The following is a 15128-nucleotide window of genomic DNA, read 5'->3' on the forward strand; positions in this document are numbered from 1 at the left end:
ACCTTCACCGCGAGCCGGTCTGGCTCGACCTCGCCGCCGGCGTGCGCGTCTGCCTCGCCCCGCTCACCACCGCGCTGATGGTGTCGGCGCGCAACGACCCCGCCGTCCACGAGATGCCGGACGACGCCTCCGACGAGGACCGCGCGCTCGCTTACGCCAAGGCCATCGCCCGCCGCGCGTTGCTCGGCTGGGAGGGCGTCGGCGACGCCGATGGTGAGCCCGTCGATCCGACCTTCGACGGCATCGATGCGCTGCTCGATCTCTACCCCGTCTTCGAGGCCTTCCAGCTGAAGTACGTGAACAAGGGGCTGCTATTGGACGCGGAAAAAAACGGCTCGCAGCCCTCGCCGAATGGCACTTCGGCGGCGGGCAAGGATACTGCGACGCCTGCCCGTCGCCGTGCCAAGAGTGCCCGGGCCGCCTGAACCTGCCGGCGACCTTCGAGGGCTGGCAGGTGTGGGATCTCGCCCAGCGCATGGGCGGCCAGGTTCGCGCCGTGCCGGGCGGCGTCGTCGGATGGGACATGACCGCCGCCCTCGCAATGGCTGACGCCCTCGGCTTCAGCCCGCTCGCCGCTGTCGAGATGCTGCCGGCGCTGGAAGCCGCAGCGATCACCGCCATCAACAAGCAGATCGGATCCGAGCATGGCTGAGAAGCGCGTCAGCGTCCGCCTCGCTGCCGTCGGCGGACGCCAGGTGAAGGCCGAGCTGCAGGGCATCGGCGACACTGGCGGCAAGGCGTTCGGCCGGCTCTCGCGCGAGATGGAGGCGGCGAATGCGCGGATGGCATCGTTCGCGCGAGCCGCCAAGGTCGGGCTGACGGCGGCGGCTGCTACCGCGACGGCCTCGCTTGGTCTGATCGTCCGAGCCGCGGCCGACAGCGGCGCGCAGCTCCGGCAGTTCGTACAGGTCGCCAACGCCACACCCGAAGGGTTCCAGCGCTGGTCGGGGGCCGCGCGGACGGTCGGCATCGAGCAGGAGAAGCTCGCGGACATCCTGAAGGACGTGAACGACCGCGTCGGCGACTTCCTCCAGACCGGCGGTGGGCCGATGGCCGACTTCTTCGAGAAGGTGGCGCCGAAGGTGGGCGTCACAGCCGAACAGTTCGCGCGCCTGTCCGGTCCGGAGGCGCTGCAGCTCTACGTCGACACGCTTCAGCGCGCCGGCCTCTCGCAGCAGGAGATGACGTTCCACCTCGAGGCGATGGCCTCGGATGCCACGCGCCTCCTGCCGCTGCTGCGCGATGGCGGCGCGGAGATGCAGCGCCTCGGCGACCGCGCGGCCGACCTTGGCGCCGTCCTTGACGCCGATGCTCTGAAGGCGCTGCAGCGGACCGAGGTCGCGCTCGACACGATGTCTCTGGTGATGGAGGGGCTGCGCAACCGCATCGCGGTCGCGGCGGCCCCGGCCGTGGAAGCGCTCGCCTCAGGCTTCGTCACGCTCGCGTCAGCCGGCGGCGTCGTCCGCACGGCCATCGACACCGTGATCGGCAACCTCGGCCGGCTCGCGACGTATGCGGCAACGGCCGCCGCCTTCTTCGCCGGACGCTGGGTCGCGGGAATGGTGGCGGCCGCGGTCTCGGTGCGCGGCCTCGCCACGGCGTTGGTCGTCCTTCGGGGCGCGCTGATCCGGACCGGCATCGGCGCGCTCATCGTCGGGGCGGGCGAGCTGATCTACCAGTTCGGGCGCCTCGTCAGCAGTACCGGCGGCTTCGGCAATGCGCTGTCTCTCCTCGCGGATGTGGCGACCGAGGTGTGGGAGCGCATCAAGTCCGGTGGCCGTGCGCTCGCGCTGGCGCTTCAGTCGGTCTGGGCTCGGATCGAACGCGGCTGGCTCAGCGTCATGGCCCGGATCCAGAAGAGTTGGGCCGAGCTACTGCACCGGCTCGCGCGCGGTCTCGACGGCCTCCCAGGCTTCGATGAGACGACGCTGCGGGTGCATGGCGCCGCGGTCATGGCGACATCCGGCTTCTACGAGCTCGAACTCGCGGTCGGCGAGGCTGACCAGCGCGCGAAGGAACTTGCCGCATCCGCGTCGGAAGCCGCCAAGGCGGCCACCGCCCCGCTGACGTCCCTGGCAGCGCTCGGGCAGGCCGCCGAGGAGGCCGGCAACGACAGCGAGGCGTCGTTGCAGCGCGCGGCGAAGGCCGCAGAAGGCTTGAAGGACGGTGTCGCGCAGACCGCCAAAGCGGCGAAGGCTGCGAAGCCGGAGGTGGTGGAGACCGCCGAAGCCGCGAAGACCGGCTGGAGCCAAGCGCAGGACGCGCTGAGCGATTACGCCAAACAGGCGGTGGCGCTCGGCAAGAACGTGGGCGACGCGCTGGTGAGTGCGTTCCGGAGCGCCGAAGAGGCGTTCGCCGAGTTCGTCCGGACGGGGAAGGTCGACTTCCGCAGCCTGGTAAGCTCGATGCTCGTCGACATGGCGAAGGTGGCGGCGCAGCGCTTCATCTTCGGTCCGCTCTCGAATGCGCTGTCGGCGGGGATCGGTCGCCTCGGTTCGGTGTTCGCCGGCGTCTTCCACGAGGGCGGTGTCGTGGGGCACCCGGCGACGATGCGGCTCGCGCCAGCGGCGGCGTTCGCCGGAGTGCACCGGTACCACGGCGGCGGTGTCGCCGGGCTGCGGCCCGACGAGGTGCCGGCGATCCTGCAGCGCGGTGAGCGCGTCCTTTCGCGCCGTGAGACGGCTGCGCTCGATCGCGATCGCGCATCGGGCGGTGTGAGCGTCACCATCGTCGCGCGGGACGCGGAGAGCTTCCGGCAGTCTCGGACGCAGGTGGCGGCAGACGTCGCTCGTGCGGTGTCGCTCGGACGGCGGGGGCTCTGATGGCGTTCCACGAGGTTCGCTTCCCCGAAAACATCAGCCGCGGCGCGCGCGGCGGTCCGCAGCGGCGGACGCAGATCGTCGAGCTGGCGTCGGGGGCCGAGGAGCGCAACGCCAACTGGGTCAACTCGCGGCGGCGCTACGACGTGGCCTACGGCATCCGCCGAATCGACGACCTCGCCGTCGTCGTCGCATTCTTCGAGGCGCGCAACGGACGGCTCTATGGATTCCGGTTCAAGGATTGGGCTGATCACAAGTCCTGCGCGCCGTCCGGGATCCCAGCCCCCACCGATCAGCTGATCGGGATCGGCGACGGCGAGCAGACCGAGTTCCATCTGACGAAGGCGTACGCGTCGGGCGGTGAGACTTGGATCCGCGCGACCACCAAGCCGGTCACCGGGACGGTTCGCGTCGCTGTCGACGGCACCGAGCAGATGTCCGGCTGGTCCATCGATGCCACCACCGGGATCGTCACGTTCGCCACCGCTCCCGCTGATGCCGTCGCCATCCGCGCCGGTTTCGAGTTCGACGTGCCAGTCCGCTTCGACACCGACGCCCTCGACGTCACCCTCGACATCGAGCGGCTCGGCTCGATCACCTCCATCCCGCTCGTGGAGCTCCGCCGATGAAGGCGCTCTCACCTGAACTGCAGGCCCATCTCGACGAGGGCACGACGACGCTCGCCTGGTGCTGGCGCATCGCCCGCTCCGATGGCGAGACATTCGGCTTCACCGACCACGATCGCACGCTCACCTTCGACGGCACGGACTTCGAGCCGGAGAGCGGCCTGACCGCCTCCGAGATCCGCTCTGGCTCCGACCTGTCGATCGACGCACAGGACGCCGAGGGCGTGCTGACGTCGGACCGGATCGCCGAGTCGGACATCCTCGATGGACGATGGGACAATGCCGCGGTCGAGGTGTGGCGGGTGAACTGGGCGGATGTCAGCCAGCGCGTCCTGATGCGGCGCGGCTCCATCGGCCAGATCCGGCGCGGCCGTCTCGCGTTCGTCGCTGAGGTGCGTTCCCTCGCGCACGTGCTGGGCCAGACCGTCGGCCGGACGTATCAGGCCACCTGTGACGCTGCGCTCGGCGATGCGCGATGCGGCGTCGATCTCGACGATCCTGCCTATCGCGGATCGGGCGTCGTCGTCGATCGCCTGCGCGACCGAGCCTTCACGGCCTCCGGGATCGGCGCTTTCGAGGCCAGTTGGTTCGTCCACGGCACGGTCGAATGGACGAGCGGCGCCAACGCGGGACGCCGCGCGGAGGTCATTGCGCATGACGTGTCCGAGGGGCTCGTGACGATCACGCTGCTTGAGGCTCCGGTGCGCGGCCTTGCCGAGGGCGACGCGTTCGTGATCCGTGCCGGCTGCGACAAGCACGTTGCGACCTGCGCGGCGAAGTTCGCCAACGTCGCGAACTTCCGCGGCTTCCCACACATCCCCGGCCAGGACACCGTGATCCGCTACGCGACGACCGACGGCGGCCACGAGGGCGACGTCCTGTGACCATTCCGCCGAACCGCACGGTCTGGGACGCGCTCGTCGCTCTAGCAGCGACCGCGCTCGACGTTCCTGCCGCCGACGTGGGCGGACCAACTCGCGGGCCGGCGCGCGCTGCGCTCGCCCGACAGCTCGCCTACTACCTTGCGGTCACGACGTTGGGCTGGACGGCGAGCGACGCGGGCCGCGTTTGCGGTCGCGACCGCACGTCGGTGAGCCATGCGCTCCCCTTAATCGAGGATCGGCGGGACTGCCCGCAGTTCGATGCCATGGTCGAGCGTCTCGAAGAGGCCGCGCTCGCTGCGGCAGGCTTGGCCGGCGCCGCCAATAGCGTGCCGGGGCTCCCCATCGCGATCGCATCGAGGAAGTCGCGTGCGACGGGAGTGATCTGTCTATGACAGCGGCAGCAGATCCCGCCTGCGTCGTCGATGCGGCACTGTCTTGGCTCGGCACGCCGTACCACGATCAAGCCAGCCTGAAGGGCGCAGGCTGCGACTGCCTTGGCCTCGCCCGTGGCGTCTGGCGCGAGATCGTCGGGCCGGAGCCGTTCCCGATCCCGCCCTACAGCCGCGATTGGGGCGAGGCCGGCGCGGTCGAGGTCCTGGCGGCGGGCGCCCGCCGAATGATGCCGGAGATCGATCCGGCATACGCGGAACCGGGCGCGCTGCTGCTGTTCCGCATGCGCCCGCGCGCGATCGCCAAGCACGTCGGCATCATGACGGCGGAGGACCGGTTCGTGCACGGCTATGAGCGACTCGGCGCGATCGAGCAGCCCCTCACGCCCGTCTGGCGGCGGCGCATCGCGTTCGCCTTCCTCTTCCCGGCTCCGGATCCTGGCTGATGGCGACACTTGTTCTCGGCGCTGTCGGCACTGCGATCGGCGGCGCGGTTGGCGGGACCGTCCTCGGTCTGTCCGGCGCCGCCATCGGCGGCATCGTCGGCTCGACAGTCGGTTCCGTCATCGACAGCTGGCTCGTCTCGCAGCTCGCACCGACCCAGCGCATCGAAGGCGCGCGGCTAGACAGCCTGCGCATCACCTCGTCCACCGAAGGCGCCGTCATCCCGCGGCTCTACGGGCGAATGCGGATCGGCGGCAACATCATCTGGGCCACTGACTTCCGTGAGGAGGTCGAGACGTCCACCCAGGGCGGCGGCAAGGGCGGCGGGCCGAAGGTCAAGACGACCGAGTATCTTTACTACGCCTCGTTCGCCGTGGCCCTCTGCGAGGGGCCGATCACCGGCATCGGCCGCGTCTGGGCCGACGGCAAGCTGATGGACCTCGCCGGCGTCACCTGGCGCTGGTATCCGGGCGACGAGACGCAGGAGGCAGATCCGTTCATCGCGACCACGATGGGCGCCGAGCCGACGCCGGCCTACCGCGGCACGGCCTACGTGGTGTTCGAGGAGCTCGCACTGGACCGCTACGGCAACCGTCTGCCGCAGCTCTCGTTCGAGGTGTTTCGGCCGATTGCCGATCCCGACACCGCCGAGGGCTGCGTCGAGGCGGTCACGCTCATCCCGGCCTCGGGCGAGTTCACGTATGCCACGCAGCCGATCCGCAAGGGCGGCGATGGGGAGACCGTCGCCGAGAACCTCAACGCGCTCACCGATACGGCTGATATCGTCGTCGCGTTGGACCGTCTGCAAGCGATGGTCCCCGCGGTGAAGAGCGTCTCGCTCGTCGTCGCGTGGTTCGGCGACGACGTGCGGGCTGGCGAGTGTCAGGTGCGGCCCGGTGTTGAAGTGCCGGCGAAGGAGACGACGCCGGTGTCGTGGTCGGTCAACGGCCTCTCACGCGCAGACGCCCACCTCGTCAGTCGCGACGATCAGGACCGGCCGGTCTACGGCGGCACGCCAGCCGACTTTGCCGTGGTCGAAGCGATCCGGGAGATGAAGGCACGCGGGCTGCGGGTCACTTTCTACCCGTTCATCCTGATGGACGTCCCGCCGGGGAACACGCTGCCGAACCCGTACAGCGACAACGCCGCCGAGATCGGGCAGTCGACCTTCCCCTGGCGCGGGCGGATCACCTGCTCGCCCGCGGCCGGATATGTCGGCAGCGTCGATCAGACCGCGGCGGCGGGCGCGCAGGTGGCCGCCATGTTCGGCAGCGCGGCGGTGGGCGACTTCGCCATCTCGGGCGACACCGTCATCTGGACTGGGAGCGCGGACGATAGGGGTCTGCGCCGGATGGTGCTGCACTACGCCCATCTCTGCGCCGTCGCCGGCGGTGTCGACGCGTTCCTGATTGGCTCGGAGATGCGCGGCCTTACCACCATCCGGGATGGGGTAGCGAGCTTCCCAGCAGTCGACGCCTACCGACAGCTCGCATCCGATGTGCGATCGATCGTCGGCGCGGACACGAAGGTGAGCTACGCCGCCGACTGGTCGGAGTATTTCGGTCACCAGCCGTCCGATGGATCCGGGGACGTCTACTTCCACCTCGACCCGCTCTGGGCGGACGCCAACATCGACTTCGTCGGGATCGACAATTACGTTCCGCTTTCGGACTGGCGCGACGGCTTCGAGCATGCCGACGCCAACTCCGCCCCGGCGATCTACGGCCGCGCGTACCTTCAGGCCAACATCGCCGGCGGCGAGGGTTTTGACTGGTACTACGCCAGCGCCTCCGATCGGGCCGCCCAGATCCGCACGACGATCACCGACGGCGCCGGCAAACCTTGGGTCTTCCGGTACAAGGATCTCGAGGCGTGGTGGTCGAACGAGCACTTCGATCGCCCCGGCGGCACCGAAGCCGGTTTCCCGACAGATTGGACCCCGCGATCGAAGCCGATCCGCTTCACGGAGTTCGGCTGCCCGGCGATCGACCGCGGGACCAATCAGCCGAATGTCTTCTTCGACCCGAAGTCGTCCGAGAGCTTCCTGCCGTACTTCTCACGCGGCTGGCGAGATGACGCGATCCAGCGCGCCTACCTCGAAGCGACCGCTCTCTATTGGCTCGATCCCGCCCACAATCCGGTGTCGCCGGCCTATGGCGGCCCGATGGTCGACGTGCCGGAGTGCGCCGCGTGGACGTGGGACGGGCGGCCGTACCCGTTCTTTCCGGAACTCACCGACGTTTGGACCGACGGCGCCAACTGGCGGCTCGGGCACTGGCTCACGGGACGCCTCGGCTCCGTATCGCTGGCGGCACTGGTGCGGCACCTGTGCCTGCGCGCCGGCATGCCAGAGGAGCGCATCGACGTGTCGGGCCTCTGGGGCTCGCTCGAAGGCTACACCATCACCGCCCTGGAGAGCCCACGGGCGTCGATCGCGATGCTCGCCCGGCACTTCGGCTTCGATGCGGTCGAGAGCGAGGGCGTCGTCCGCTTCCTGATGCGCGGCCGGCAGGCGTCCGCGACCATCGCGCCGGGCGATCTCGTTGCAGCGGCGGAGGCATCTGACGTGTTCGAGCTGACCCGCGGACAGGAGACGGAACTTCCGCAGGCGCTGAAGTGGCAAGTCGCTCGCGCCGACGAGGACTACGACGGCGCGCTGGTGGAAGCTCGGCGCGTCACCGTCGATTCCGCGCGCGTGGCGTCAGAGGCGTTCCCGATGGCGGTGCCGCCGGAGGAGGCTGAGCGGCGTTGCCGGCGCGCGTTGATGGAAGCATGGACCGGGCGCGAGGGGCTTGTGCTGCGTCTGCCGCCGTCGCGGCTCGCGCTCGATCCGGCGGACGTCATCGCGCTCGAGCATGACGGCCGGCGCATGGACTTCCGCATCGCGTCCATTGCCGACGCCGAAGCCCGCGGCGTCGAAGCCGTCCTGCAGGACCGCACGAACTACGATCTACCACCGGGTGAACCCCGACCTGCGGCGCCGACCCAGCTTCCTGTCTTCGGCGCCCCTGACGTCGTCTACCTGGATCTGCCGCAGCTCTCCGACGATCACGTCGCGCACCACCCGCTCGTCGCGGCGTACGCGAAACCGTGGCCGGGCCGGATGGCGGTCTGGCGCAGTCCCGCCTCCGACGGGTTCGACCTCGTCACGACGTTCGGGCGGCGGGCGCGCATGGGCGTGCTGGTCGACGATCTCTATCCGGGTCCGACCTCGCGGTTCGACCTCGGCAACGCGCTCGTGGTCGATCTCCGCGTCGGCTCGCTCGAGGGCGTGACAGACATCGCGCTGTTCGGCGGTGCCAACGCGCTCGCCGTCGAGGCGTCGCCGGGTGTCTGGGAGGTTGTCCAGGCGGCTGAGGTTGAGCTGATTGCGCCGCGGCGATACCGGCTGAGCAGGCTGCTGCGCGGCCAGCGCGGGACCGAGGCCGCGATGGGCTCGCCTGCACTGGCTGGGTCACGCGTCGTCGTCCTCGACGCCAACCTCGCGGCGCTGCCGATCGGGGAGGTCGACATCGGCCTCCCTTGGAACTGGCGTGTTGGACCGGCGAGCCGCCCGGTTAGCGACGACACCTACGTCGCCTGCTCATTCGCACCCGCTGGTGTCGGACTGCGGCCGTTCTCGGTATGCCACGTCGAGCAGCCGTGGCGAATGGCGCGGACGCCGGGCGATCTGACCATCCGATGGATGCGCCGATCGCGCGCGCTCGCCGCCGACAGCTGGAACGGCGTCGACGTTCCGCTCGCCGAGGAGAGCGAGCGCTACGAGATCGAGATCCTCGACGGTGCCGCGGTGAAGCGAACGCTGACGACGGGCTCGACCAGCGTCGTCTACCCGGCTGCACAGCAGACCGCCGACTGGGGCGCTCTGCTCGGTCCCGGCGACAGCCTCGATGTCCGCATTTTTCAGCTGTCGGCCATCGTCGGCCGCGGTGCCTCGAAATCCGTAACGCTGTTTTTCTGAGGGCTCATGTCCGACACCTCGACCCATCTTTTGCTGCCCTACCTCCAGGCGGCGCAGGCGCAGAAAAACGTGACCCACAATGAGGCGCTGCGCCTGCTCGACGGCCTTGTCCAGCTCTCGGTTCTCGATCGGGATCTTGCCGATCCACCCAGCAGCCCGAGCGACGGGGATCGCTACATCGTCGCAAGCGGCGGCAGCGGTGCATGGAGCGGCTGGGACCTCAACGTCGCGTACTACGTCGACGGGGCTTGGATGCGGCTCGTCCCGCGTGCGGGATGGCGCACCTGGGTCGAGGACGAAGGGGTGCTGCTCGTCTTCGACGGGTCCAGCTGGGTCACCACGACACCGACCGCACTGCAGGCGCTCACGCGGCTGGGAGTTGGCACCACCGCGAACGCCGCAAACCCGTTCTCGGCGAAGTTGAACGCGGCGCTCTGGACCGCGCTGACGGACGCCGAGGGTGGCGATGGTGCGCTGCGCATCACGCTCAACAAGGAGAGCGCGGAAGACACTCTCGCGCTCCTCCTACAGTCTGGCTTCTCCGGCCGCGCCGAACTCGGTCTGGTCGGATCCGACGATCTGACGCTCAAGGTGAGTGCGGACGGGAGCAGCTGGAATGATGCTTTCGTCGTCGATCGGAACTCAGGGATCGTCAGCGAGCCCAACCGCCCGCGCTTCAAGGCGTACACGAACTACGACAACTACGTCCCGCTCACGACGTGGACGAAGATCGCGATCAACGCCACCGAGGCGAACGACCAGAACGTCTTCGACGCGGGCGCCAACGTCTTCACCGCCCCCGCGGACGGCACTTATCTCCTCGGCGCCTCGTTGCTGTACAAGGTCAACGGCAGCCTGTCGTCACGGATGCGCGGGCGGCTCGTACTGAACGGCGCGATCGAAATCCGCGGCTCCCTCGGCGAGATCTCCGGAACGCACGTCTCGAATGCCACCGCGATCTGGCTCCAGACGATGGTGCCGCTGTCCGCCGGCGATACCGTCGAGCTGCAGGGCTACTTCCGCGGCGCCGATGGATACTTCGCCGCCGAGCACACCACCTTCTGGGGCACCAAGATAGGATGAGAGGGCAGGCTCACGACCATGCCGACGACACGCACACCCGACCACATCACGCTGCCGAAACCCGAGTTCGAGCAGCTCCTCGAAACCGCCGCCGAAAAGGGCGCGAAGCGCGCGCTCATCGACGTCGGCCTCGAAGGCGAGACCGCAGCAGCCGACGTCCGCGATCTCCGCTCGCTCCTCGATGCGATCAAGGTCGTCCGCAACACCGCCCTTCAGACCGCGGTGCATGTGATCGTTACCGCGATTCTGCTCCTCATGGTCCTCGGCGCCGCAATCAAGCTGAAGCTGTTCGGCGACGGCGGCTGACCGCTCCCACTCTCATCATCGTCCACCGAGCCCGCCTTGTTCGGGCTCTTTTCGTTTGGAGGTTCCCATGACGCCCAAGTGGTATCAGCTCGCAACCGCCGAGCTGGGCCAGCAGGAGATCCGTGGCGCGAGGCACAATCCGCGGATCGTCAGCTATCAGCAGGCGACCGGCCTTCGCGCCACCGACGACGAGACCGCGTGGTGCGGCTCGTTCGTCGCGTGGTGCCTGCGCGAGGCTGGCATTCGCTATGATGTTGCTCGCGCGGCGGCCGCTCGGTCCTGGCTGAGCTGGGGCCGCAAACTCGACAAGCCGACCATCGGCTGCGTCGTCGTCTTCTGGCGCGGCAAGCGCAACGGCTGGCAGGGCCACGTCGGCTTCTACGCCGGCCGAGCCAAGAACGGCGACATCCTCGTCCTCGGCGGCAACCAGGGCGACGCCGTCGGCATCCGCCCGTACTCGGCGAGCCAGCTGCTCGGCTATCGCTGGCCGAGCGATGTCGCGCTGCCGCCGGACATCGAGCCGCTGGCAAAGTCCGGCGTCGTACAGGGCACCAGCATCGCCGTCGCCAGCGGCGGCGCGATCGTCGCAGAGAACCTTCCGACTTTGGTAACGGAACTCGAGCGGGCCGATCGACATCTGCAGGCGGGCACCATCTTCGGCATCGCCATCGGTGTGTTGATCGTCGCCGGCGGCGGATACGCCCTGTGGCGGAGGGTGAAGGCGGCTCGGCAGCTCGGCGAGGAGGTCACGTGATGGGATGGCTTCTCGCAATGCCGTGGTTGCGGCGGCTCGGGATGTACGCCGCCGCTGCTGGCGCCTTCGTCGCGGCGCTTGCCGCGCTACTTCGCTCCGGCGAGCGCAGCGGACAACTTCTAGAGCAACTCGAACAGGAACGGGAGGTGTCCGATGCGCGTCAGCGGATGCTCGATGCGGCGCACGATCGTCCTCGCGGGCGTGATGATCTCGCTCGGCGCATGCGCGACGGGGAATTCTGACCGCGGCGGCGCGTGTGTCCCGGTGCCAGAGTACCGGCGGCAGTTCCTCGACCGGGCGGCGGACGAGATCGAGCGGATGACGGAGGAATCCGCAATCACGCGAATGCTGGAGGATTACGCCTTGATGCGAGCGCAGGGGCGTTCGTGTCCCGAGCCATACTCGAGCTCGTATATGCTCAGCCCCCCGAGGTGACGGAAGCGACGCGCGCGATCGCCAAGCTTCCCCGTCGTCATACTCGCTCGCCGACTGCGAGTATACGTGCCGGACGCCGACGAGCGCGGACCCCGGTGCGAGGTCTTCGGGGACACAAATCCTCCCTCTGCGGCGTCGCGGAGTGGGACCCGGGAGCGAGAAGTTCCACAGCCGACCAGGGATGGGGCTATTCCGCCTAGCGCGGCGCTCGTCGACGACCCGAAGCCGCCGGCGCCGGCCTAATCGATCCGCATCGTATCCTCCAGCTCACGGTGCGAGCGGGCCTGAGGCTGAATAACAGAAGCCGATGAAGAAGGTTGCCGCACGAGATGACGTGCAGGTATCCAACACGCGGCGCGCGGTGTGTACTGCAGTAGGCGTGCGTCACGCCGCGTAACTCTCATCAGCCGAGGCCGAATACCCTTTCCGCAAGTGAGCCCGACTTGCGGTCATTGGCTGTGTCGACGCGATCGAGCCGGTCCTCGGTTACGACCCGCTCGTACGGTTCCGCCTCGTTCCGGATGCGGTACTGCAGGGCCTCGCCGACAGGCGGCAGGACGCGCGTGACCCTGAAGAGTTCGGCGGAGCCGGGCGGGCGGTCGAGCCGGTTTCTGAAGCGGACGGTCTGTCCCACCTCGAACAGGTGGGGTTCGGTGTCATGCCGTATGGGACGCATGGAATCTCCTTGCCGGCGCGCTATGCGCGCTCGTGCCGTGTGAGAATCGGATGAGGATGTCCTCGACTGCTAGGAACAGCCTTGCGGTCCTTGCTCCGCCGCGTGAATGGCGAGCACCGGTGGGAGCTTGCAGTCAGGGAAAAGCGCAGGGGAGAAGGATGTCGCGCGGTTAGGCGCTGGATCACCAAATTCTTACTTATGATTTTCGAACGTTGAATACAATGGAGCGCCAGCGAAAAATTGAAAGCGTCGATAGAAAGAGCGTCTGGCCGACTTGAGAAGATCGTCAAGGACGGCCGACGGGCCTCGGCAGCGGGCCGCATCGGGAGGTGAACGTGATCCGCGCGCTAGTCACCTCTGATGGGGGGAATGCCGAGGCGGCGCGCGCCGAGGCGGCCGAAGCGCTCGCAAACGCCCGCGGGATCCCCGTCGCCGAGGCGTCGCGGCAGGTCGCCGAGATCGAGGCCGCCTACCAGAGCACCGTGGACCGGACCGCGGAGGCGGCGGCGCGGGCCGCTGATGCGACTGCGGACGCCGTCTCGACGGGAGCGCTGCTCGCCTTCGCCGGGCTCGTCCTCGGCGCCATCGCGGGCTGGCTCGGCGGCCGGTCGGGCGTCGTCCATCCGGTGTTCGCAAATCGTCTAGCGCCGGCGCGTCTGCGGCGCGCCTGACCCGGAAGACCGACCGTCCGCTAGGGCCGGGGCAGTCCGCTCCGGCCACTACGGATGATGCCGTCGCCGCGCAAAGTCGGGACGGAAAGCCGGGTCGTGTATGGGCTGCGACGGCGAACGTCCGCTCCGGCTGTGTCCCCGTGGTCGGCGCGATTTCTTTCCGATCATTGATCCAACCTGATCGGAAAGCGGGCAGGTCATCTCCGGCATGATGCTGAAGCGCGTTCCGCAAGAGTGAAGGTGTCCGGCGAGATGTATGACTCCGAACCCCATCACGTGCTGCTCGCGGCCACCGGGCTCGCACTCCTCGCCGCTTACGCGTTGCCGCGCCTCGCTTTCGCGCGCCCGCCGTCCTCCTCGTGGCTCCTCATGGTTTTCGGGCTTCTCGTTTTCGCGTTCGTCCCGGGTATGCCCGGGGCGCTCGACCCGGTGAGCGCGCCGCTCGTCTGGGAGGTGGTCAGCGAGCTGGTCGTGATCGTCGTCCTGTTTTCGACGGGGCTCCGCATCGACACGATCCGCGGTCTGAGGCTGTGGTCCCCCACGGTCCGCCTCCTCGCGATCACGATGCCGCTGACCATCGCCGCCGTCGCCTTCCTCGGCTGGTCGCTCGCGGGCATGACGGTCGCGGGCGATCCTTGTCGGCGCGGCGCTGGCGCCGACCGATCCCGTCCTCGCTGGCGATGTCCAGGTGGGAACGCCGCTTGAAGGGGGAGAGCATCCGGTCCGGTTCGCGCTCACGGCGGAGGCGGGCCTCAACGACGGGCTGGCCATCCCGTTCGTCCATCTCGGACTGCTGGTCGAGGCGCTCGGGCTCGATCCGGGGACCTGGCTGCCCGACTGGCTCTGGCGGGACTTGGTCTACCGGGTCGCCGTTGGCGGCCTCGGCGGCGCGGCCATCGGGTGGGTCTTCGGCAGGCTCCTCGTCGGCAGCGGGCGGCGCATCACTGACGGTGTGTCGAGGATCGTCGCCTCGCCGGCGTGCTCCTCACCTACGGCCTCGTGGAGCTCGTCGAGGGATACGGCTTCATCGCGGCGTTCGTCGCCGGCATGGTGTGCAGGAGCGTCGAGCGCGACAACGCCTTCCACCGCCGGCTCCATGATTTCTCGGAGGCTCTAGATGTCGTTCCCAAGAAGATTGTTCAGCCTGAGCCAGGGTGTCTGATGGCCGATCGCTGAGTGTGGGCGGGCGGTGTTGTAGGTTTTGAGAAAGGGCTGCTAGCGCGCGTTCTCTCGGCGGATGAGTGATAGGGGCGGACGTAGGCCCATTCTCTGAGGGACGTCTGAATGAAGCGTTCGGCCTTGCCGTTGGTGCGCGGCGTGTAGGGCCTTGTCCGGATGTGCTTCAGCCCTCGTTCGTGCAGTATCTTGCGAAAGAAGTGGCTCCGGTAGGCCGATCCGTTGTCGGTCATGACCCGCTCGACGGTCACGCCATGGCGCTTGAAGAAGGCCAGGGCGCGGCCCAGGAAGGCAATCGCGTCCTCGCGTTTCTCGGAGGCGAGCACCTCGGTGAAGGCCAGGCGCGAGGCGTCGTCGATGGCCACATGGAGCACCTCCCAGCCGGTGCCGCGCTTGTTCGACTGGCCCCGCCGATCGCCTGTGATGCGATGGCCAATCCCCTTGATCCGCCCGAGCTTTTTGGTGTCCATGTGGATCATCTCGCCAGGCTGTTCGCGCTGATAGCGCCGGACCGGCGGAGTTTCATCCAGGGCCTTGAGCTTGCCGAGGCCGAGCCGGCGCAGGACCGCACCGACGGTCGATCGGGGCATGTTGAGCTGGCGGGCGATGGCCGGCCCCGTCATGCGCTGAAGCCTGAGGCGCTTGATGTCCTGGACGGTTCTCTCGGCGAGTTTATGACGGATACGATGCGGCGTGTGGGACCGGTCGGTGAGGGCCGCTTCGCCGCCCTCTTTGAACCTTGCCAGCCATTTGAAGGCGGTTCGCTTGGAGATCCCCGCGGCGCTTGCCGCATCGGCAACCGGCCAACCCTGGCTTTGCACCCGCTCCACCAGCAGGAGCCGACTGTGTCGGTTGGAACGTGCATTCTTGTGGGTGTTCATGACCGATCCCCGCTGCCTCCCGA

At 68.5% G+C, this 15128-nt stretch carries 16 protein-coding genes and 1 pseudogene; 14 read left to right on the forward strand and 3 right to left on the reverse strand.

Features of this window, described 5'->3' with window-relative positions; genetic code table 11:
- The 12 genes from BIX52_RS21435 to BIX52_RS21490 all read left to right on the forward strand — a co-directional run.
- Nucleotides 1-425 (forward strand): hypothetical protein (locus tag BIX52_RS21435; RefSeq protein ID WP_075223161.1); only part of this gene is annotated, 425 nt, incomplete at its 5' end.
- A gap of 29 nt (nucleotides 426-454) precedes the next feature.
- Nucleotides 455-652, forward strand: coding sequence for a DUF7697 family protein (locus BIX52_RS21440; RefSeq protein WP_075223162.1), 198 nt, complete (start codon nucleotides 455-457; stop codon nucleotides 650-652).
- Nucleotides 645-2822, forward strand: a complete 2178-nt coding sequence (locus tag BIX52_RS21445; protein WP_075223163.1) for a phage tail tape measure C-terminal domain-containing protein — start codon at nucleotides 645-647, stop codon at nucleotides 2820-2822. The genes BIX52_RS21440 and BIX52_RS21445 overlap by 8 nt, the downstream gene beginning before the upstream one ends.
- Complete coding sequence (locus tag BIX52_RS21450) at nucleotides 2822-3448, forward strand: DUF2460 domain-containing protein (RefSeq protein WP_075223164.1); 627 nt, start codon at nucleotides 2822-2824, stop codon at nucleotides 3446-3448. The genes BIX52_RS21445 and BIX52_RS21450 overlap by 1 nt, the downstream gene beginning before the upstream one ends.
- Nucleotides 3445-4329, forward strand: coding sequence for a DUF2163 domain-containing protein (locus BIX52_RS21455; RefSeq protein ID WP_075223165.1), 885 nt, complete (start codon nucleotides 3445-3447; stop codon nucleotides 4327-4329). Before BIX52_RS21450 ends, BIX52_RS21455 begins: the two co-directional genes overlap by 4 nt.
- Entirely contained in the window at nucleotides 4326-4721 is a 396-nt protein-coding gene (locus BIX52_RS21460; RefSeq protein WP_075223166.1) for a hypothetical protein, read from the forward strand. The genes BIX52_RS21455 and BIX52_RS21460 overlap by 4 nt, the downstream gene beginning before the upstream one ends.
- Complete coding sequence (locus BIX52_RS21465; protein WP_075223167.1) at nucleotides 4718-5164, forward strand: C40 family peptidase; 447 nt, start codon at nucleotides 4718-4720, stop codon at nucleotides 5162-5164. The genes BIX52_RS21460 and BIX52_RS21465 overlap by 4 nt, the downstream gene beginning before the upstream one ends.
- The gene (locus BIX52_RS21470) at nucleotides 5164-9123 is read left to right on the forward strand and encodes a baseplate multidomain protein megatron (RefSeq protein ID WP_075223168.1); all 3960 of its coding nucleotides are present in this window, start codon (nucleotides 5164-5166) and stop codon (nucleotides 9121-9123) included. The genes BIX52_RS21465 and BIX52_RS21470 overlap by 1 nt, the downstream gene beginning before the upstream one ends.
- A gap of 6 nt (nucleotides 9124-9129) precedes the next feature.
- A complete protein-coding gene (locus tag BIX52_RS21475) occupies nucleotides 9130-10206 on the forward strand; it encodes a DUF2793 domain-containing protein (protein WP_075223169.1) in 1077 nt (358 codons plus the stop codon).
- 18 nt (nucleotides 10207-10224) lie between these two features.
- Nucleotides 10225-10512 carry a DUF6127 family protein gene (locus tag BIX52_RS21480; protein WP_075223170.1) on the forward strand — a complete coding sequence of 96 codons (288 nt, stop codon included), beginning with the start codon at nucleotides 10225-10227 and terminating at the stop codon, nucleotides 10510-10512.
- A gap of 67 nt (nucleotides 10513-10579) precedes the next feature.
- Nucleotides 10580-11266, forward strand: a complete 687-nt coding sequence (locus BIX52_RS21485) for a TIGR02594 family protein (RefSeq protein WP_075223171.1) — start codon at nucleotides 10580-10582, stop codon at nucleotides 11264-11266.
- Nucleotides 11266-11508: a hypothetical protein gene (locus tag BIX52_RS21490; RefSeq protein WP_075223202.1), complete on the forward strand. Its 243-nt coding sequence runs from the start codon at nucleotides 11266-11268 to the stop codon at nucleotides 11506-11508. The genes BIX52_RS21485 and BIX52_RS21490 overlap by 1 nt, the downstream gene beginning before the upstream one ends.
- 596 nt (nucleotides 11509-12104) lie before the next feature.
- On the opposite strand, the gene BIX52_RS21500 is transcribed toward BIX52_RS21490, so the two are convergent.
- The gene (locus tag BIX52_RS21500) at nucleotides 12105-12377 is read right to left on the reverse strand and encodes a hypothetical protein (RefSeq protein WP_075223173.1); all 273 of its coding nucleotides are present in this window, start codon (nucleotides 12375-12377) and stop codon (nucleotides 12105-12107) included.
- Between the two features lie 335 nt (nucleotides 12378-12712).
- Between BIX52_RS21500 and BIX52_RS21505 the strand changes: the two genes are divergently transcribed.
- Both BIX52_RS21505 and BIX52_RS21510 read left to right on the forward strand, forming a co-directional pair.
- Nucleotides 12713-13048: a hypothetical protein gene (locus BIX52_RS21505; protein WP_139312842.1), complete on the forward strand. Its 336-nt coding sequence runs from the start codon at nucleotides 12713-12715 to the stop codon at nucleotides 13046-13048.
- Between the two features lie 252 nt (nucleotides 13049-13300).
- On the forward strand, nucleotides 13301-13753 hold the full coding sequence (locus BIX52_RS21510; protein ID WP_139312843.1) for a hypothetical protein: 453 nt from the start codon (nucleotides 13301-13303) through the stop codon (nucleotides 13751-13753).
- A gap of 153 nt (nucleotides 13754-13906) precedes the next feature.
- Here the strand turns inward: BIX52_RS21510 and BIX52_RS23800 are convergent, their stop codons facing one another.
- Together BIX52_RS23800 and BIX52_RS21520 are read right to left on the reverse strand one after the other, a co-directional pair.
- On the reverse strand, nucleotides 13907-14134 hold the full coding sequence (locus tag BIX52_RS23800) for a hypothetical protein (RefSeq protein WP_245803265.1): 228 nt from the start codon (nucleotides 14132-14134) through the stop codon (nucleotides 13907-13909).
- A gap of 27 nt (nucleotides 14135-14161) precedes the next feature.
- Nucleotides 14162-15105 (reverse strand): annotated as a pseudogene (locus BIX52_RS21520) (IS481 family transposase).
- Between the last annotated feature and the right edge of the window lie 23 nt (nucleotides 15106-15128).

The sequence above is a fragment of the Acuticoccus yangtzensis genome (genome assembly GCF_001927245.1).
GTDB lineage: Bacteria > Pseudomonadota > Alphaproteobacteria > Rhizobiales > Amorphaceae > Acuticoccus > Acuticoccus yangtzensis.